This is a genomic window from Flavobacterium jumunjinense, from assembly GCF_021650975.2.
Classification (GTDB): Bacteria; Bacteroidota; Bacteroidia; order Flavobacteriales; family Flavobacteriaceae; genus Flavobacterium; species Flavobacterium jumunjinense.
Genome location: NZ_CP091285.1, coordinates 1,171,129 through 1,190,211, shown reverse-complemented (window position 1 = coordinate 1,190,211; position 19,083 = coordinate 1,171,129). Strand labels below are relative to the sequence as shown.

Sequence of the window (19,083 nt, the reverse complement as noted above, 5' to 3'; positions counted from 1 at the left end):
TATTTGAAATTTAGTATTTTCGCATCTTTGATTATAGAAAGCAATAAAATGAGCACAAAATTTACTGAATACAAAGGACTTGACTTGCCAAAAGTCGCGTCAGAAGTACTAGATTTTTGGAAAGAAGAAAACATCTTTGAAAAAAGTGTTACAACTAGAGAAGGAAATCAACCTTATGTTTTTTTTGAAGGACCTCCTTCTGCAAATGGATTACCTGGTATTCACCATGTAATGGCTCGTGCTATTAAAGATATTTTTTGCCGTTATAAAACTCAAAAAGGATTTCAAGTTAAGCGTAAAGCAGGTTGGGATACTCATGGTTTGCCTGTGGAGTTAGGTACAGAAAAAGAACTAGGTATTACAAAAGAGGATATAGGAAATAAAATTTCTGTTGCAGAGTATAACGAAGCATGTAAGAAAACCGTTATGCGTTATACAGATGTTTGGAATGACTTAACTGAAAAAATGGGTTATTGGGTAGATATGGAAGATCCATATGTTACTTATAAATCCAAGTATATGGAAACGGTTTGGTGGTTGTTAAAACAAATTTACAACAAAGATTTATTGTATAAAGGATACACTATTCAACCTTATTCTCCAAAAGCGGGAACAGGTTTGTCTTCACATGAAGTAAATCAACCAGGTTCGTACAGAGATGTTACAGATACAACTATTGTTGCTCAGTTTAAAGCGATTGAAGAAACATTGCCAAGTTTTCTTCAAGGTTTTGGAGTAGTGCATTTCATGGCTTGGACAACAACACCTTGGACTTTACCAAGTAATACAGCCTTAACTGTTGGTCCAAAAATTGATTATGTTTTAGTAAAAACGTTCAATCAATATACTTTTGAACCTGTAAATGTTGTTTTAGCTAAAAATTTAGTTGGGAAACAGTTTAATAAAAAATATTTTGAATCTTCAGAATCAAGTGATTTTGAGAATTTTAAAGAAGGAAATTATAAAACCCCTTTTAAAGTTTTAGCAGAGTTCAAAGGAGCTGATTTAGTGGGTATTCGTTATGAACAATTAATGCCGTTGGCTTTGCCAAATGATAATCCAGAAAATGCTTTTAGAATAATTTCAGGTGATTTTGTTACTACAGAAGATGGAACTGGAATTGTGCACACTGCTCCTACTTTTGGTGCTGATGATGCTAAAGTGGCTAAAGAGGCAAACCCAGAAATTCCACCAATGTTAGTTAAAGATGCTAATGATAATTTGGTGCCATTGGTAGATTTACAAGGAAGGTTCATTCAAGGTTTAGGTGACTATTCTGGTAAATATGTTAAGAATGAATATTATAATGATGGAGAAGCTCCAGAGCGTTCCGCAGATGTGGAAATTGCCATCCAATTAAAAGAAGAAAACAAAGCCTTTAAGGTTGAGAAATATGTACACAGTTATCCTCATTGTTGGAGAACTGATAAGCCAATTTTATATTATCCTTTAGATTCTTGGTTTGTTAAAGTGACGGAGGTTAAAGAACGTATGTTCGATTTAAACGAAACGATCAACTGGAAGCCAAAATCTACTGGAGAAGGACGTTTTGGGAATTGGTTAAAAAACGCAAATGATTGGAACTTGTCTCGTTCTCGTTATTGGGGAATTCCTTTGCCTATATGGAGAAATGAAGAAGGTACAGAGGAAGTTTTAATTGGTTCTGTCGAGGAATTATATAACGAAATTGAAAAATCGATTGTTGCTGGTTTTCAAAAAGAAAATCCTTTCAAAGGATTCGAAATTGGAAACATGACTGAAGAGAATTATGATTTAGTAGACTTACATAAAAATGTAGTAGATGAGATCATATTGGTGTCTGAATCTGGAAAACCAATGAAACGCGAAAGTGATTTAATTGATGTTTGGTTTGATTCTGGTTCTATGCCGTATGCGCAATGGCATTATCCATTTGAGAATAAAGAAAAAATTGATGGAAATCAAGATTTTCCAGCTGATTTTATTGCGGAAGGTGTTGATCAAACGAGAGGATGGTTCTATACTTTGCATGCAATTGCAACGCTAGTTTTTGATAAGGTTGCTTATAAAAACGTTGTGTCTAATGGGTTAGTGTTAGATAAAGAAGGGCAGAAAATGTCTAAACGACTTGGTAATGCGGTTGATCCTTTTACGACACTTGCAGATTATGGACCTGATGCAACAAGATGGTATATGATTTCTAATGCAAATCCTTGGGATAACTTAAAGTTTGATATTGAAGGTGTTGCGGAAGTAAGAAGAAAGTTTTTTGGAACCTTATATAATACATATTCATTCTTTGCGTTATACGCTAATATTGACTCGTTTAATTATTCAGAGGATGAAGTTCCTTTGGAGGAAAGACCAGAGATTGATCGTTGGATTTTGTCTGAATTACATACTTTAATTAAGTTTGTTGATGAAGCTTATGCAGATTATGAACCGACAAAAGCATCACGTGCAATTTCAGACTTTGTTCAGGAGAATTTGAGTAATTGGTATGTGCGACTATGTAGAAGACGTTTTTGGAAAGGTGAATATGGTACAGATAAGATTGCTGCCTATCAAACATTATATACTTGTTTGGTGACAGTTGCTAAGTTAGCAGCTCCTGTAGCTCCTTTCTTTATGGATAAACTTTACAAAGATTTAACAGCTACAACACAGTTAGAAAATTTTGACAGTGTACATTTGGCTGAATTTCCAAAATCGGTTGAAAAGTTTGTTGATAAATCTTTGGAAAGCAAAATGACAAAAGCGCAAACAGTTTCATCTCTTGTTTTATCATTGCGTGCGAAAGAGAAAATAAAAGTGCGTCAGCCATTGCAAAAGGTAATGATTCCAGTGCTTGATGAAAGACAAAGGCTTGAGATTGAAGCTGTGTCAGATTTGATCAAAGCGGAGGTTAATGTTAAAGAAGTTGAGTTGTTAGATGATGCATCTGGTGTTTTGGTGAAGCAAATTAAACCAAATTTTAAAGCTTTAGGGCCACGTTTTGGTAAGGATATGGGATTGATTTCCAAAGAGATACAAGAGTTCAATCAAGAACAGATTGCTATTATTGAAAAACATGGTGAAATTGTACTTGAAATATCAGGAAAAATTGTTAATTTAACAACCGAAGATGTGGAGATTTCTTCACAAGATATTCCTGGTTGGTTGGTTGCAAATGCAGATGGAGTAACGGTAGCATTAGATATTACAATATCAGATGAATTGCGTAATGAAGGTGTAGCTAGAGAATTAGTAAATAGAATTCAAAATATAAGAAAAGATTCTGGATTTGAAGTAACAGATAAAATTAAGGTTCAAATACAAAAAAATGATATTATCGAACTGGCTGTTAAAGAGAATGAGGTTTACATCAAATCGGAAACATTAACAAATGAACTCGTTTTTGTAGAAGAATTAAAAAGTGGTACAGAAATTGAGTTTGATGAAGTAAAAACAAAGATATTAATATCAAAGTAGAATAGTTTAGTTGCTTTTTCTATTTAGATGTTAGATTAATAACCTTAATATTTTAGAAATTATGGTAGAGGATACATTAAAGTACTCAGACGCTGACTTAGCAGAATTCAAAGTGATTTTGTTGAAGAAAATAGAAAAAGCACAAGCTGATTTAGATTTAATTAGAAGTGCTTATATGAATGATTTAAATAATGGTACAGATGATACATCACCTACATTTAAAGCTTTCGAAGAGGGTAGCGAAACTATGTCTAAAGAGGCAAATTCTCAATTAGCTATTCGTCAAGAAAAATTCATTAGAGATTTAAAAAATGCACTATTCCGTGTTGAAAATAAAACATATGGAATATGTAAAGTAACGGGTAAACTTATTAGTAAAGAACGCTTAAAAGTAGTTCCACATGCTACAATGAGTATAGAAGCAAAGAATTTACAACGTTAATCTTTATATAAAATTTAAAAAACGCTCCTAATGGAGCGTTTTTTGTTTATTAAAATCATTATTTTTGTTCAAATTTTTAAAAGAATGTCATTAAAGAAAGCCTATTTTTTAGTAGCCCTAATATTATTAGTAGATCAAATTTCTAAAATTTATATTAAAACTCATTTTTATATTGGAGATTATATAAAGGTTTTTGATTTAGATTGGTTTCGAATTCATTTTATTGAGAATGAAGGTATGGCATGGGGCGCAGTCATTCCTGGAGAGTATGGTAAACTTGCGCTTACGTTGTTTAGGCTTATTGTTGTGCCAGGGATAGCTTGGTGGCTATGGGACGCAATAAAAAAAGAACAGTCTAATTATTTAATTACTGCTATTGCTTTAATACTAGCGGGTGCTATTGGTAATATTATAGATTCAGTTTTTTATGGTGTAATATTTAATGAGAGTAATGGTCAAATTGCAACAATGTTTTCTGATGAGCCTTATGGAACTTGGTTTCATGGGAAAGTAGTTGATATGCTTTACTTTCCTTTTTGGGAAGGTAAATTGCCGGAATGGTTGCCTTTCTGGGGTGGAAATGACTTTTCTTTTTTTAATGCCATTTTTAATATTGCGGATATGGCTATATCAACAGGTGTAGGAATTTTAATTGTTTTTAATAAAAGAGCATTTGCGAAATAATAGCTAATTTAATTAATTGGCTAAATCTATAAATTAAACCTTTAATCTTTTAAAGGAAATTTTTATCTTTGCACCTTATTTCAAAAAGGATATAATGAATAAATTACTAATAGTTGGTACAGTAGCTTTTGACGCTATTGAAACACCTTTCGGGAAAACGGATAAGATTTTAGGAGGAGCTGCAACATATATCGGATTGTCGTCTTCATTTTTTAATGTAGATGCAGCAATTGTGTCTGTTGTAGGGGAAGATTTTCCTAAGGAATATTTAGATTTATTAGAGAATAAAGGTGTAAACATTGAAGGGGTTGAAATTGTAAAAGGAGGAAAAACTTTCTTTTGGAGTGGAAAATACCACAATGATTTAAATTCTAGAGATACATTGGTTACAGAGCTTAATGTGTTGGCTGATTTTAAACCTGTTGTTCCTGATGCGTATAAAGATTCTGATGTAGTTTTATTAGGAAACTTGCACCCATTAGTTCAGTCTGGAGTTTTAGATCAAATGGCAGTAAAACCAAAATTGATTGTTTTAGATACAATGAATTTTTGGATGGATTGTGCATTGCCAGAATTAATGGATGTGATTAAGCGTGTTGATGTAATTACAATTAATGATGAAGAAGCGCGTCAGTTATCTGGTGAATATTCTTTAGTAAAAGCAGCAGAGAAGATTCATGCAATGGGACCAAAGTATGTGGTGATTAAAAAAGGAGAGCATGGTGCTTTATTGTTTCAAGGTAAAGAAGTGTTCTTTGCGCCAGCATTACCATTAGAAGAAGTGTTTGATCCAACAGGTGCTGGAGATACTTTTGCTGGAGGTTTTGCAGGGTATATTGCTCAAAGTGAAAATATTTCTTTTGATAATATGAAAAATGGTATTATCTATGGTTCTAATTTAGCTTCATTCTGTGTGGAGAAATTTGGAACCGAAAGAATGGAAAAACTAAAAAAAGAGGATGTGCTTTCTCGTTTGAAACAATTTAAAGCATTGACTCAGTTCGAAATAGAATTGGATTAAATATTTATGCCTCGATTTTCGGGGCATTTTTAATATAAGTTTCATTGACTTAACTATAACAACAAAAACAACACAACAACTTTATGAGCGACGCTATTAAACATGAATGTGGTATTGCCTTCCTAAGACTCTTAAAACCGTTAGAATATTATAAAGAGAAGTACGGCTCTTCTTTTTATGGAGTTCAAAAAATGTATCTCTTAATGGAGAAACAACATAATAGAGGTCAAGATGGTGCTGGTTTGGCAAGTATAAAACTAGATGTTAATCCTGGAGAACGATATATAAGCAGAGTGAGGTCTAATGATTCTCAGCCAATAAAGGATATATTTTCGCAGATCAATGAGAGGATAAGTACAGAGCTTGAAGAGAATCCAGAATACTTAAATAATGTTGCACTTCAAAAAGAAAAAATTCCTTACATAGGCGAATTGTTTTTAGGGCACGTGCGTTATGGAACCTTTGGGAAAAATAGTATTGAGAGTGTTCATCCATTCTTGCGTCAAAATAATTGGATGCATAGAAATCTAATTGTTGCAGGAAATTTTAACATGACAAATGTTAAAGAATTGTTTCAGGATTTGGTTAACTTAGGACAACATCCTAAAGAGTTAGCAGATACGGTTACAGTAATGGAAAAAATTGGCCATTTCTTAGATGATGAAGTAACAGGATTGTATCAGGATTGTAAAAATGAAGGTTTTAGTAAGAAAGATGCATCCTCAATTATTGCAGAACGTTTAAATATTCCAAGAATTTTAGAAAGAGCTTCTAGAAATTGGGATGGTGGTTATGCTATGGCAGGTTTGTTAGGGCATGGAGATTCGTTTGTTATGCGTGATCCAGCAGGAATTAGGCCTGCATTTTATTATAAAGATGATGAAATCGTTGTTGTGGCTTCTGAAAGACCAGTAATTCAAACGGTTTTTAATGTTCCTTTCGATGCTGTGCAAGAATTAGAACCAGGAAATGCTATAATTGTTAAGAAAAATGGAGATGTTTCTATAAATGAGATTAGAACGCCATTAGAAAAGAAAGCCTGTTCATTCGAGAGAATCTATTTCTCAAGAGGAAGTGATTCTGAAATATATAAAGAGAGAAAAGAATTAGGGAAGTTGGTTTTTCCATCTGTATTAAAATCAATTAATAACGATACTGATAATACGGTTTTTTCGTTCATTCCTAATACAGCAGAAACATCATTCTACGGAATGGTTGAAGCTGCAAATGATTTTTTGAATCAAAGAAAAATACAATCTATTTTAGAAAGTAAAGATGGCTTGTCTGAAGAGAAATTACAAGAAATACTTTCTGTAAAATTGCGTTCTGAAAAAGTTGCTATAAAAGATGCTAAGTTGCGTACTTTTATAACAGAGGATAGCAGTAGAGATGACTTAGTTGCTCATGTGTATGATGTTACTTATGGTGTGGTTAAGCCTACAGATAATTTAGTGATTATAGATGATAGTATTGTTAGAGGGACAACCCTAAAACAAAGTATTATCAAAATGATGGATAGATTAAATCCTAAGAAAATCGTTGTAGTCTCCTCTGCGCCACAAATTAGGTTTCCAGACTGTTATGGTATAGATATGGCTAAGCTGGAAGGACTAGTTGCTTTTAAAGCGGCTTTAGAGTTGCTTAAGGAAAGAGATTTGTATCATATTGTTGATGAAGTTTATTTAAAATCAAAAGCACAAGAAAGTTTTAAAGATGCAGATGTAGTTAATTATGTGAATGAGATATATGCTCCATTTACAGATGAAGAAATATCAGCGAAAATTTCACAAATGTTAAAACCAGAAGATACAAAGGCTGAAGTTGAAATTATTTACCAAAATGTTGAAAATCTTCATAAAGCATGTCCTAAGAATTTAGGAGATTGGTATTTTACTGGGGATTATCCAACAGCAGGAGGAAATAGAGTTGTAAATAGAGCATTTATGAATTTTTATGAAGGTAAAAATGCACGTGCCTATTAGTAAATTAAACTGCTCAACGTTTTTTTTTACCATTCAACAATTTTTTTATTTACACAAATAAAATCTACACTACTTTAGTACTACCAGAAAATTAGTAGGTTAAGTTTTATGGTAGATTTGGGGCAAAAAGGGTGAAAGTAAAATTTCACCTTTTTTATTTTATATACTTTCGTAAAATGAGCAAAGATGCTCTGAAATAGCAATTCATCGTTTTTTTTTGTTGTTCAACAATTTTTTTATGTTTACATATAAAATCTGTACTACTTTAGCGCTACCAGAAAATTAGTAGGTTAAGTTTTATGGTAGATTTGGGGCAAAAAGGTGGAAGAGATTTCACCTTTTTTTTATTTTAAAAGTATAAAAAAGAGCGTATTCTGTGAAGAATGCGCTCTTTTTTTATTATGTTAAGTAAAGATTACTTTTCTGATGTAAATCTTCTTGTAACTTCTGTCCAGTTAATTACATTGAAAAATGCATCAACATAATCTGGTCTTCTGTTTTGGTAGTTTAAGTAATATGCATGTTCCCAAACATCTAATCCTAAGATAGGAGTTCCGCTACAACCAATTCCTGGCATAAGTGGATTATCTTGATTTGCAGAGCTACATACTTCTAGTTTTCCACCTTTGTGAACACATAACCAAGCCCAACCAGAACCAAAACGAGTTGCAGCAGCTTTAGAAAATTCTGCTTTAAAAGCATCAAAAGAACCAAAAGCGGCATCTATTGCAGTAGCAAGTTCTCCAGTAGGTTTTCCACCACCGTTAGGTGACATAACTGTCCAAAAAAGATTGTGATTGTAATATCCACCACCGTTGTTTCTAACAGCTCCGTTGTTAAGATCTAAATTGATTAAGATGTTTTCAATAGTTTTTCCTTCTAAATCAGTTCCAGCAACAGCATTGTTTAAGTTTGTTGTGTAGCCGTTATGATGTTTAGAATGGTGTATTTCCATTGTTCTAGCATCAATATGTGGTTCCAATGCATCGTATGCATAAGGTAATTTTGGTAATTCAAAAGCCATAATATTATTTTTTATTATTAGTATTAGCGAATCCAAATTTATACATTTAACTTTGGATTAAAAAATAGATTGTTCTTATAGAGCGATAATTAAGATAAATAAACATTTGGAAAAAGCTGCTTTTACTCTGTATGATGCCTCTGCAGGATCTGGAAAAACATATACCTTGACTAAAGAATATTTAAAAATATTGTTTTTGGCAAGTTCAGACGATGCTTATAAACGTATTTTGGCTATCACTTTTACAAATAAAGCAGTTGAAGAAATGAAATCTAGAATTGTAGATAGCTTATATGAATTTTCAAAAAATGATTCTTCAGACAAAGCTTTAGAGGTTCTAAAAGCAATTAGTAGAGAAACGGGTTTAAGTATTACAACCCTTAAAGATAAATCTAAAGCAATAATTAAAAATATAATTCATAATTATGCTGCATTTGGAATATCTACAATAGATAAATTTACGCATAAAGTGATCCGGTCTTTTGCTCAAGATCTTAATTTGCCGCCAAATTTTGAAGTAAGTTTAGATACGGACTCTATTCTTCAAGAAGCAGTTGATTTAGTTATCTCTAAAGTGGGAGAAGATAAGTTTTTAACACAATTGCTAATTGATTTCACGCGGGATAAAACGGATGAAGATAAAAACTGGGATATTTCTCGCGAACTAGTTGAAGTTTCTAAACTCCTAGTAAATGAAAACGATGTTAATGAGATAAATGAGTTTGAGACAAAATCATTTGAAGACTTCTCAGTTATAAAAGAGGTTTTAAAGAAGAAAATAAAAGAGTTTGAAGAAGAAAATAAAGTTGTTGCTTCAAAATGTTTGCTTTTGATTTCTGATTCAAATATTGATCTAGCTTCTTTTTCGAGAAAAACTTTTCCAAATCATATTGAGAAAATAGAATCAAATACGCTATCAGTAAAAGATAATTATAAGTATTTGTCTTTTGAGGATATTGCTATAAATAAAACAGCTAAAGATAAAGCCGTGATAGAAAGTGTTTCTGGTGATTTACTGGTTCTTCTAAATCATGCCTATTATAATATTGCTAAAATGTCATTTTATGAAGCTTTTTTGCAAAATATAAATCCACTTTCGCTTTTAAATACAATAAATCAAGAATTTAAAAAAATTCAGCAAGAGCAAAACATCTTGTCGATTTCAGATTTCAATAAGATTATTTTTAATGAAATTCAAAACCAACCAGCTCCATTTATTTATGAACGCTTAGGAGAAAAGTACCGTCATTTTTTTATCGATGAATTCCAAGATACTTCAATCATGCAATGGCAAAATTTAGTTCCGCTAATTGATAATGCACTTTCTAGTGAGGATAATGGTATAAGAGGAAGTTTAATGCTTGTTGGAGATCCGAAACAGTCGATTTACAGATGGAGAGGTGGAAAGGCAGAGCAGTTTATAGCATTAGGGAAGGAAGGTGTTAATCCGTTTTCGAATAAAGATAAGCAGACAATTAGGCTTGATACTAACTATAGAAGTTACGCAGAAGTAATAAAATTCAATAATGATTTCTTTTCTTTTTTGTCAAGTAAATTCGATAATGAAGATTATAAAGAGTTGTATTTGGAGAATAGTTTTCAAAAAACAAATAATAAAGAAGGTGGTTATGTTAATATTTCCTTTATAAATACAGAAGAAGAAGATTTTTCTTTTGAAGAGGATGATAAAGAATATTCTTTGAAAACAAAGCTCTATCTAGATAAAACATTAGAAACTATTGACAAAGTACTTGAAAAAGGATTTGAATATAGAGATATTGTATTGCTTACAAGAAGGAAGTTAGATGGAGTTTATTTAGCAAATCACTTAACAGAAAGTAATATTCCAATTCTATCTTCGGAAACATTGCTAATACAAAACGCAACAGAAGTAAAGCTGATTATTGATGTTTTGCGTTTTTTGAAAAATAGCAAGGATCAAGAATCTAAGGTGAAAGTGTTGTATTTCATTGGGAAATATAATCAAGAGGAATTTGCAGTGCATGACTTTATTCTTTTGACTAAAGATTTGTCGGAAGTAGATTTAGAAAAGCACCTAAATGGTGTTGGTTTAGAAATATCTTTCAAAAATTGCAGAAAGAAATCATTATATGAAGCTGTTGAAATTATAGTAGCTACATTTATAAAAGAAAAAATTAATACATCCTATGTACAATATTTTCTTGATCTGGTATTGGAAAGGGATAATAAAACACAGTCGGGTATTTCTGATTTTTTAGATTATTGGGATAAAACAGGTTATAAAAAGAGTATTCCATCGCCAGAAGGAAATAATGCTGTTCGAATAATGACAATTCATAAGTCTAAAGGTTTAGAGTTTTCGGTAGTGATTTATCCATTTGCTGAGGAGAATTTCTCAGGAAATAGTAGAAATAAGTTATGGATAGATTTTGATGATAAAGAACAAATAGATTTTCCGAAAGCTCTAGTCAATCAGAAAAAAGATGTTGTGACTTATGGCGAAAATGCTAAAAAGATTTACGAAGAAAAAACACAAGAAGAAATATTAGATATTGTAAATGTACTTTATGTTGCGCTAACTAGGGCAGAAGAACAGTTGTATGTTATATCGAATCATTTGGTTAATAAAACAGGGCTTCCTAATAATTTGTCTTCATATTTTATTGAGTTTCTTCAGAATTTAGGTAAATATAATGAAGCTGAATTAGAATATGAGTTTGGTGATTTTAGTCGAAAATCAATAAAAAAACATTTTAATAATGAGCAAAAATTTATTAAACTCGTTTCAAGAAAATTAGAAGCTAAAAAAATAAAAATCGCCCAAAGAGAAGCGTTAATGTGGGATACAGAGCAGCAAAAAGCAATTGAATTTGGTAATTTATTACATGAAATTTTAGCTTTTGTTGTTAATCGAGATGATGTGGACTTGGCTATAAATATTGCGTTAGAAAATGGTTTAATAACTGTAGCGCAAAAAGAGAGTATAAAGAAAATTCTTTGTGAAATTGTTAATCATGTTGAATTAAATGATTTTTTTGATGGAGAAGGCGTGGTGTATAACGAGCAAACAATTATTAAAAAAGACTTTGGGAATACAAAACCAGATAAAGTAGTGGTAAAAGGTAAAGAGGCCTTCTTGTTAGATTATAAAACAGGAGAATCTGACATTAAATATACAGATCAGTTAAATGGTTATGCTGCATTAATAGAGGAAATGGGGATCAAGGTTGTAAAAAAAGCACTAGTTTATGTTGGGGAGAAAATAGAAATAGTACTTTTGTAGGTACTATAAAACCTTATAAATATTTAAAATGTACGGTAAAGTAAAACAACACTTACAAGATGAATTAAACACTATTCAGGAAAATGGATTGTTTAAGAAAGAAAGAATTATCACTTCGCCTCAAGGGGCAGAAATAAAGATTTCAACAGGAGAAACGGTATTAAATTTTTGTGCAAATAATTATCTAGGTTTGTCTTCGCATCCAGAAGTTGTTCAAGCAGCTAAAGATGCATTGGATTCTCATGGTTTCGGAATGTCTTCTGTTCGATTTATTTGTGGAACGCAAGATATACATAAGGAATTAGAGCACAAAGTTGCTCAGTTTTATGGAACAGAAGATACGATACTTTATGCAGCAGCATTCGATGCTAATGGAGGCGTTTTTGAGCCTTTATTAAACGATGAAGATTGTATAATTTCTGACAGTCTTAACCATGCTTCAATTATTGATGGTGTACGCTTGTGTAAAGCGGCTCGTTATCGTTATCAAAATAATGATATGAATGATTTAGAAGCACAATTGATAAAAGCTACAGAAGCAGGTCATAGATTTAAATTGATTGTTACGGATGGAGTTTTCTCAATGGATGGATTAGTTGCTCCATTAGATAAAATTTGCGATTTAGCAGATAAATATGAAGCAATGGTAATGGTTGATGAGTGTCATGCTGCTGGATTTATTGGTGCAACAGGTAAAGGAACTCTCGAAGCTAAAAATGTAATGGGAAGGGTAGATATTATTACTGGAACATTTGGTAAAGCCCTTGGTGGAGCAATGGGAGGTTATACAACTGCTAAAAAAGAAATCGTAGAAATATTAAGACAGCGATCAAGACCTTATTTGTTTTCTAACTCGTTGGCTCCTTCAATTGTGGGCGCTTCTTTGAAGGTGTTTGAATTGTTAGAGAAAGATACTTCATTAAGAGATAAATTAGAGTCAAACACCAATTATTTTAAAGATGGAATAAAAAAAGCAGGCTTCGATATCATAGACGGAGACTCTGCAATTGTTCCAGTTATGCTATATGATGCCAAATTGTCTCAAACAATGGCAGAAGAATTATTAAAAAAAGGAATTTATGTAACAGGATTCTTTTTCCCAGTAGTGCCAAAAGAAAAAGCAAGAATTCGAGTGCAGTTGTCTGCTGCTCATACTAAAGAACACCTAGATACTGCAATTAATGCGTTTGTAGAAGTAGGTAAATCATTGAAAATTATTAATTAGAATCGAAATAGACTAGACTTTTTTTAACAAAACTTTTTGTATTTAAAAAAAAATAGTATTTTTGTTCCAATTATAACGCATTGTAATTTAAAAAATAAAGTATGAAACATCTAAACAAATTATTTGCTGCTGGTTTATTGTTTGCTGGTTTAACATCGCAAGCACAAAACGGTGACAATCCATGGGCAGTGTCCTTTGGTGCAAATGCGGTAGATACCAAGGTAAGTGCCGAAGGTAATTCTAAACCGCAATTTATCCAATTAGCTAATGCTAGAGATAATTGGAACATTTTACCATCTGTGTCTTATTTAAACGTATCTAGATATGTAGGCGATGGTTTTTCATTAGGTTTAACTGGATCTGTTAACAAAATTGACAAATGGTTAGAGAGAGTTCCTGGAACTGAAAATACAGATGCTGTATTGAATCCTGGTAACTTATCTTACTATGCTGTTGATGCTGTTGTGAAGTATAGCTTCCAAGATTTAATTAAATTATCATGGTTAGATCCTTCTGTTAATGTTGGTGGAGGTTACAATTTCTTCGGAGATGCTTCTGCAGGTACAGTTAATGGAGGTTTAGGTTTAACTTTCTGGGTAACTGAAGGTGTTGGTATCCAATTCCAATCTACTTATAAGCATTCATTCGACGAGAATAGAGTTGCAGACTTAGATGTTCCTACTCATATCCAGCATTTTGCAGGTCTTACTTTCAGATTTGGAGGAAAAGATACTGATGGTGATGGAATTTATGACAAAGAAGACGCTTGTATCAATGAGCCAGGTCTTAAAGAATTAATGGGTTGTCCTGATACTGATAAAGATGGTATCGCTGATAAAGATGATGCTTGTCCAGAAGTAGCTGGTACTCCAGAATTTAATGGATGTCCTGATACTGATGGTGACGGAATCATCGATAACGAAGATGCTTGTCCTGAAGTAGCTGGAACAAAAATCATGAAAGGTTGTCCAGATGCAGACGGAGACGGAGTAGCTGATAAAGATGACAAATGTCCAACTGTAAAAGGAGCTAGAGATAACGGTGGTTGTCCATGGCCTGATACTGACGGAGACGGAGTATTAGACAAAGATGACAAATGTCCTCAAGTTGCTGGTACTGTTGCTAACAATGGTTGTCCTGAAGTTTCTGAAGAAGCAGTTAAAAAATTAAATGATTATGCTAAAACTATATTATTTAATTCAGGAAAATCATCTTTCCAACAACAAACTTTCCCAGTTCTACAAGCTATTACTGCAATCTTAAAAGAATACCCAACTTCTAAATTCTCAATTGAAGGTCACACTGACGCTGATGGTTCTGAAGCTAATAACTTAAAGTTATCTGAAGAAAGAGCAGCAGCTGTTAAAGATTATTTAATCGAAAACGGAATTGATACTTCTAGATTATCATCTAAAGGTTTCGGAGAATCTACACCAATTGATTCAAACAAAACTTCTAAAGGTAAAGCTAACAACAGAAGAGTTGAAGTGAAATTAGTAAAATAATTTCCTTATAAAATATCTTTAAAACGCTCCGATTTATCGGAGCGTTTTTTTTATTTTTATACTATGAATAATGAATCTTTCTTAGATAAACTTTCCAAGCAAATTATAGCAAACTATAATGAAGAATTGCAAAATGTTATTGTTGTTCTACCTAATAAAAGAGCTAAGGTTTTTTTATTAGATAGTCTTAATAAGTTTACAACAAAAACAATGTTTGCACCTCAAATTACCAGTATTGAAGACTTAATACAGGAAATTTCAGGCATAAGAGTTGTAGATTCGATAGAATTACTTTTTGAGTTTTATGAAGTTTACCTGTCTATAACCAAAAAGGAAGCTCAACAAACATTTGATGTTTTTTCTAATTGGGCAAAAACTTTAATTCAAGATTTTAATGAAATTGATCGTTACCTTTTAGAACCTAATCATGTTTTTTCTTATTTAAAAGACATTGAAGCTTTAAAACGTTGGGATTTAGAACCATCTGATACTACCGAATTAATAGATAATCATCTGGATTTTTGGAGAAAAATTCCAGAATATTATACAGCATTCTATGATTATTTAAAGAATAAGAAGATTGGTTACCAAGGTTTAATTTATAGAGAGTCAGTAAACAGAATTATTGATTATTCAAATAATTTAGGTGAAAAAAAGTTAGTCTTTGCAGGTTTTAATGCTTTAAACCAAGCCGAAGAAAAAATAATTTTGCATTTAATGACTAATGATAATGCACAGGTTTATTGGGATATTGATGGATTTTTTATAAACAACTATTATCATGATGCTGGTTTGTTTATTCGAAAGTTTAAAACACAATGGAAGAGTTATTTTTCTCAATCTTTCGAATGGATTTCTGAAGATTTTCAACAAGAAAAGAGAATTAATATAATCGGAACACCTAAAACAGTTGGGCAAGCAAAAATTGCAGGTAAAATAATTGAAGATTTAAACGCTGAGAATAAGAATAATAATAAAACAGCAATTGTATTGGGAGATGAAAATCTGCTAATTCCAATCTTATATGCTTTGCCAAATTCGGTTGATTCTTTGAATATTACGATGGGATATTCAGGGAAGAACAATCCTGCGCAGTTGTTAATTAATAAATTATTTAAATTGCATTCGAGTGCAATAAAAAGACATGCGTCTAATTATACATTCTATTATAAAGAAGTTCTGGAAATTTTAAATCATCCACTAGTTGAACCATACCTTGGTGTTAGTGAGGTGATTCAAACGATACATAATAATAATTTTACTTTTTTCTCATCAGAAACATTGTTTCGATTGAAAAATGAAAAATATCCAAATGTAGAAAATGAATATTTTGATTTATTATTCTCAAAGTGGGATGGAGATGTAGTTGAAGTACTTAATAAAATAGCAACGATACTTTTAAAAGTTAAAAAGTTTTTAAGTGATGAAGAAGAACAAGAGAAAGTTTCAAAATCATTTATTTACGCAGTTTATAAAGTAATTAATAAGCTTATTAATTATTGTGATACTTATAAACGAATAAATAGTTTAGAATCGCTTTATGAGATGTATAAGCAGGTGATAGATGTTGCTGAAGTATCTTTTGAAGGTGAACCTTTAACTGGTTTGCAAATAATGGGGGTGCTTGAAAGCAGGGTTTTGGATTTCGATAATGTTATCATTACTTCTGTAAATGAAGGTAAATTTCCTTCTGGTAAAACTCAAAACTCATTTATTCCTTACGACGTCAAACGTGAATTAGGATTGCCAACTTATAAAGAGAAAGATGCAATTTATAGTTATCATTTCTACCACTTGTTGTTTAGAGCTAAAAACGTATATATTCTTTATAATACAGATAATGAAGGTATTGATGCAGGAGAAAAAAGTAGATTTATTACTCAATTAGAAATCGAAAAGCAACGCAATCATACTATTACACATGAAATTTATAATGCAGTGCTTCCAGAAAAAGCATATAGTATTATACGTGTTCCTAAATCTGAAAAATTATTAGAAAGATTAAAGGAAATTGCTACTATAAAAGGTTTTTCTCCCTCTTCGTTAACAGCCTATATTAGAAATCCGATTCAGTTTTATTTTCAACGTGTTTTGAGAATTAACGAAATGGAAGAGGTTGAGGAAAATATTGCTATAAATACTTTAGGAACAATTATCCATGAAGCTTTGGAAGCACTTTATAAGCCTTATATAAATAAGTTTCTGAGTTTTGAAGATTTAGAAGAGATGGTTTCAAGAATTGAAAGTGTTACCTTGGAGCAATTCAAGTTGGTTTATAAAGAAGGTGAAATTAAAAAGGGGAAAAACCTTTTGGCTTTTGAGGTTGCTAAAAGAAACATTTATAATTTTCTTCAACTAGAGAAAAAGGCGGTTAATGATGGAGATGCAATTAAGATCATCTCTCTTGAAGAGAAATTGAGTACTATTATTGAAGACGAAAAACTACCGTATCCTGTTAAGATTTCAGGTAATGTGGATCGAATTGAAATTAGAAATAATGCGATACGTATTATTGATTATAAAACGGGTAAAGTAGAAGCAAATACTTTAAAAGTAATTAATTTTGATGGGTTAACGACCATTGTAAAGAATGAGAAAATTATCCAATTATTGTGTTATGCATTAATGTTTAAAGAAAAAGAAGAGTTTTTGAATCATTCGATAGTCGCAGGAATTATTTCGTTTAAAAACATGAAGGCTGGGTTTATGCCTTTTGGTTTGGGAAGAGGGAAAGATGTAATAAATGAAATTAATGAAGGAATTCTTAATGATTTTAAAGCTGAATTAGTCAATTTGATTCTTAGAATATTAGATGCAGAAACGCCTTTTAAAGAAACTTTATAATGAATCATTATGGATAAAATTATTGAAAAATTACAGTTTTATTATAATGTGATTGTTGAAAACGCTTTCACATTTTTTACTGGATTAGCGATTCTGTTATTGGGTTTTTGGATTGCTAATTTTATTAAGGTTTTTACCCAAAAACATATTAAAACACGTGTTAAGAATACTTTGTCTGGATTGTTTATTGCACAAATTTTAAGTATTGTAATCAAGATATTTGTTATAATGCTTTGTCTAGATTTAATCGGTTTTCAAAATATTACGACTAAGATTTTAGCTGGAGCAGGAATATTAACCTTTGTAGTTGGGTTTGCTTTTAAAGATATTGGCGAGAATTTTTTAGCTGGAATGTTATTAGCTTTCAAAAGTCCGTTTAAGGAAAATGACTTAATTGAAACTGAAAAATTGATTGGTTATGTGAAAGAATTACGCATAAGGGAAACCGTAATTAAAACGACAGATGGTAAAGATGTTTTCATTCCGAATTCTCAAATTTTGAAAACACCACTTATTAATTATACAATTGATGGCTTTTTAAGAAACGACTTTATAATTGGAATTGACTATGGGAGCAATGTTAATGACGCTATTGCATTAATTATTGAAACGGTTTCAAAAGTTGATGGTGTTTTAATCAAAGAAAAAAAACCTACAGTAATTGTTGATGAATTTGCTGCAAGCACTATCAATCTAAAAATATTTTTTTGGTTAGATACGTTTAAAAGTGCTTCAAAAAGTTATCATTTAAGTGTAAGAACAAACGTAATGAAAAGTGTTTTGTCTAGTTTGGTAGATAAAGGTTTCTCACTTCCTTCTGAAATTATTGAAATTAAACAATACGGGAAATAATATAATTACACCTTTTTAAAGAAAGATTGTAGCACAACAAGCAACTCTTCTTTGTTCTCAAAATGACTCATGTGACCATCATTAAAAGTGATTAATTCAGTATTTGTGTTTGTAACTTGTGTTTTATTGTCTTCATAATTTAAAACAGGATCTTTTTTGCCTAAAATAATCGTTTTAGGATAAGAAGTGGTGTGTAAAAGTATTTCTCTGTCGCTTCTTGTTTTCATGCCTTCTTGAGCAGCAACAATACCCTGTAATGAGGTTTGTAAAGCTTCGTTCCTAGCCCATTCAATTTCTTGAGACAATCGGTCTCTGTTTTCTTCGCTAAATAAATTCGAAATCGACATGCTAATGGCTGCTTTGTGATTTTGTTTTACCGCTAAAATAGCGCGATCTCTGTTTGCTTTTCGTTCTGGACTGTCTTCTTTTGCTGTAGAGTTTACCAATACCAAACCCTTCATCATTTCAGGATATAATTCTGCAAATGCCAAAGCAACATAACCACCCATAGAATGACCTACCAAAATTACCTCTTCTAAATCTAATTCTTGAACAACATGATGCACTACATCAGCCATATCTTCCATAGTATGTACATAACTTAAACATTCTGTTTGGCCATGTCCTAATAAATCAATACAAATGACTCTGTTTTTTTGAATTAACTCTGGAACCAAAGCATTCCACATTTTACTGTTTTCTAGAAAACCATGCAAAAAAATAACTGCCTTTCCTTTTCCAGAATCAGTATAATGAATCTTACTATTTTTATATGTGGTTAATTTCATG

12 protein-coding genes are annotated in these 19,083 nt (G+C 31.6%); 10 read left to right on the top strand and 2 right to left on the bottom strand.

The features are described from left to right. The first annotated feature begins 48 nt into the window (after window positions 1-48). The 5 genes from ileS (at window position 49) to L2Z92_RS05375 (ending at window position 7,579) form a co-directional block, all read left to right on the top strand. Window positions 49-3,450, top strand: coding sequence for an isoleucine--tRNA ligase (ileS, locus tag L2Z92_RS05395; protein WP_236457812.1), 3,402 nt, complete (start codon window positions 49-51; stop codon window positions 3,448-3,450). Window positions 3,451-3,511: 61 nt separating this feature from the next. Beyond that, window positions 3,512-3,892 (top strand): TraR/DksA family transcriptional regulator, encoded by a 381-nt coding sequence (locus L2Z92_RS05390; RefSeq protein ID WP_236457811.1) that lies wholly within the window; start codon window positions 3,512-3,514, stop codon window positions 3,890-3,892. Window positions 3,893-3,976: 84 nt separating this feature from the next. Then, on the top strand, window positions 3,977-4,576 hold the full coding sequence (locus L2Z92_RS05385) for a lipoprotein signal peptidase (protein ID WP_236457810.1): 600 nt from the start codon (window positions 3,977-3,979) through the stop codon (window positions 4,574-4,576). A gap of 94 nt (window positions 4,577-4,670) precedes the next feature. After that, a complete protein-coding gene (locus L2Z92_RS05380) occupies window positions 4,671-5,597 on the top strand; it encodes a PfkB family carbohydrate kinase (RefSeq protein ID WP_236457809.1) in 927 nt (308 codons plus the stop codon). A gap of 83 nt (window positions 5,598-5,680) precedes the next feature. Further along, complete coding sequence (locus L2Z92_RS05375) at window positions 5,681-7,579, top strand: amidophosphoribosyltransferase (RefSeq protein WP_236457808.1); 1,899 nt, start codon at window positions 5,681-5,683, stop codon at window positions 7,577-7,579. Window positions 7,580-7,994: 415 nt separating this feature from the next. On the opposite strand, the gene L2Z92_RS05370 is transcribed toward L2Z92_RS05375, so the two are convergent. Continuing rightward, the gene (locus L2Z92_RS05370) at window positions 7,995-8,603 is read right to left on the bottom strand and encodes a superoxide dismutase (protein ID WP_236457807.1); all 609 of its coding nucleotides are present in this window, start codon (window positions 8,601-8,603) and stop codon (window positions 7,995-7,997) included. A 106-nt stretch (window positions 8,604-8,709) separates the two neighbouring features. On the opposite strand from L2Z92_RS05370, the gene L2Z92_RS05365 reads away from it, so the two are divergent. The 5 genes from L2Z92_RS05365 to L2Z92_RS05345 all read left to right on the top strand — a co-directional run bounded on the left by L2Z92_RS05365 (window position 8,710) and on the right by L2Z92_RS05345 (window position 18,294). Further along, entirely contained in the window at window positions 8,710-11,868 is a 3,159-nt protein-coding gene (locus L2Z92_RS05365; RefSeq protein WP_236457806.1) for a UvrD-helicase domain-containing protein, read from the top strand. Window positions 11,869-11,896: 28 nt separating this feature from the next. Continuing rightward, the gene (kbl, locus tag L2Z92_RS05360; protein ID WP_236457805.1) at window positions 11,897-13,093 is read left to right on the top strand and encodes a glycine C-acetyltransferase; all 1,197 of its coding nucleotides are present in this window, start codon (window positions 11,897-11,899) and stop codon (window positions 13,091-13,093) included. Window positions 13,094-13,194: 101 nt separating this feature from the next. Further along, the gene (locus L2Z92_RS05355; protein WP_236457804.1) at window positions 13,195-14,598 is read left to right on the top strand and encodes an OmpA family protein; all 1,404 of its coding nucleotides are present in this window, start codon (window positions 13,195-13,197) and stop codon (window positions 14,596-14,598) included. 63 nt (window positions 14,599-14,661) lie between these two features. Next, on the top strand, window positions 14,662-17,442 hold the full coding sequence (locus L2Z92_RS05350) for a PD-(D/E)XK nuclease family protein (protein WP_236457803.1): 2,781 nt from the start codon (window positions 14,662-14,664) through the stop codon (window positions 17,440-17,442). Between the two features lie 9 nt (window positions 17,443-17,451). Further along, complete coding sequence (locus L2Z92_RS05345; protein WP_236457802.1) at window positions 17,452-18,294, top strand: mechanosensitive ion channel family protein; 843 nt, start codon at window positions 17,452-17,454, stop codon at window positions 18,292-18,294. Window positions 18,295-18,299: 5 nt separating this feature from the next. Here the strand turns inward: L2Z92_RS05345 and L2Z92_RS05340 are convergent, their stop codons facing one another. Continuing rightward, complete coding sequence (locus L2Z92_RS05340) at window positions 18,300-19,082, bottom strand: alpha/beta fold hydrolase (protein WP_236457801.1); 783 nt, start codon at window positions 19,080-19,082, stop codon at window positions 18,300-18,302. Window position 19,083 lies beyond the last annotated feature (1 nt).

Bases quoted from the DNA above. Each gene is read 5' to 3' on its own strand.
- ileS (WP_236457812.1), top strand. From the start codon at position 49: ATGAGCACAAAATTTACTGAATACAAAGGACTTGACTTGCCAAAAGTC.
- L2Z92_RS05390 (WP_236457811.1), top strand. From the start codon at position 3,512: ATGGTAGAGGATACATTAAAGTACTCAGACGCTGACTTAGCAGAATTC.
- L2Z92_RS05385 (WP_236457810.1), top strand. From the start codon at position 3,977: ATGTCATTAAAGAAAGCCTATTTTTTAGTAGCCCTAATATTATTAGTA.
- L2Z92_RS05380 (WP_236457809.1), top strand. From the start codon at position 4,671: ATGAATAAATTACTAATAGTTGGTACAGTAGCTTTTGACGCTATTGAA.
- L2Z92_RS05375 (WP_236457808.1), top strand. From the start codon at position 5,681: ATGAGCGACGCTATTAAACATGAATGTGGTATTGCCTTCCTAAGACTC.
- L2Z92_RS05370 (WP_236457807.1), bottom strand. From the start codon at position 8,603: ATGGCTTTTGAATTACCAAAATTACCTTATGCATACGATGCATTGGAA.
- kbl (WP_236457805.1), top strand. From the start codon at position 11,897: ATGTACGGTAAAGTAAAACAACACTTACAAGATGAATTAAACACTATT.
- L2Z92_RS05355 (WP_236457804.1), top strand. From the start codon at position 13,195: ATGAAACATCTAAACAAATTATTTGCTGCTGGTTTATTGTTTGCTGGT.
- L2Z92_RS05350 (WP_236457803.1), top strand. From the start codon at position 14,662: ATGAATAATGAATCTTTCTTAGATAAACTTTCCAAGCAAATTATAGCA.
- L2Z92_RS05345 (WP_236457802.1), top strand. From the start codon at position 17,452: ATGGATAAAATTATTGAAAAATTACAGTTTTATTATAATGTGATTGTT.
- L2Z92_RS05340 (WP_236457801.1), bottom strand. From the start codon at position 19,082: ATGAAATTAACCACATATAAAAATAGTAAGATTCATTATACTGATTCT.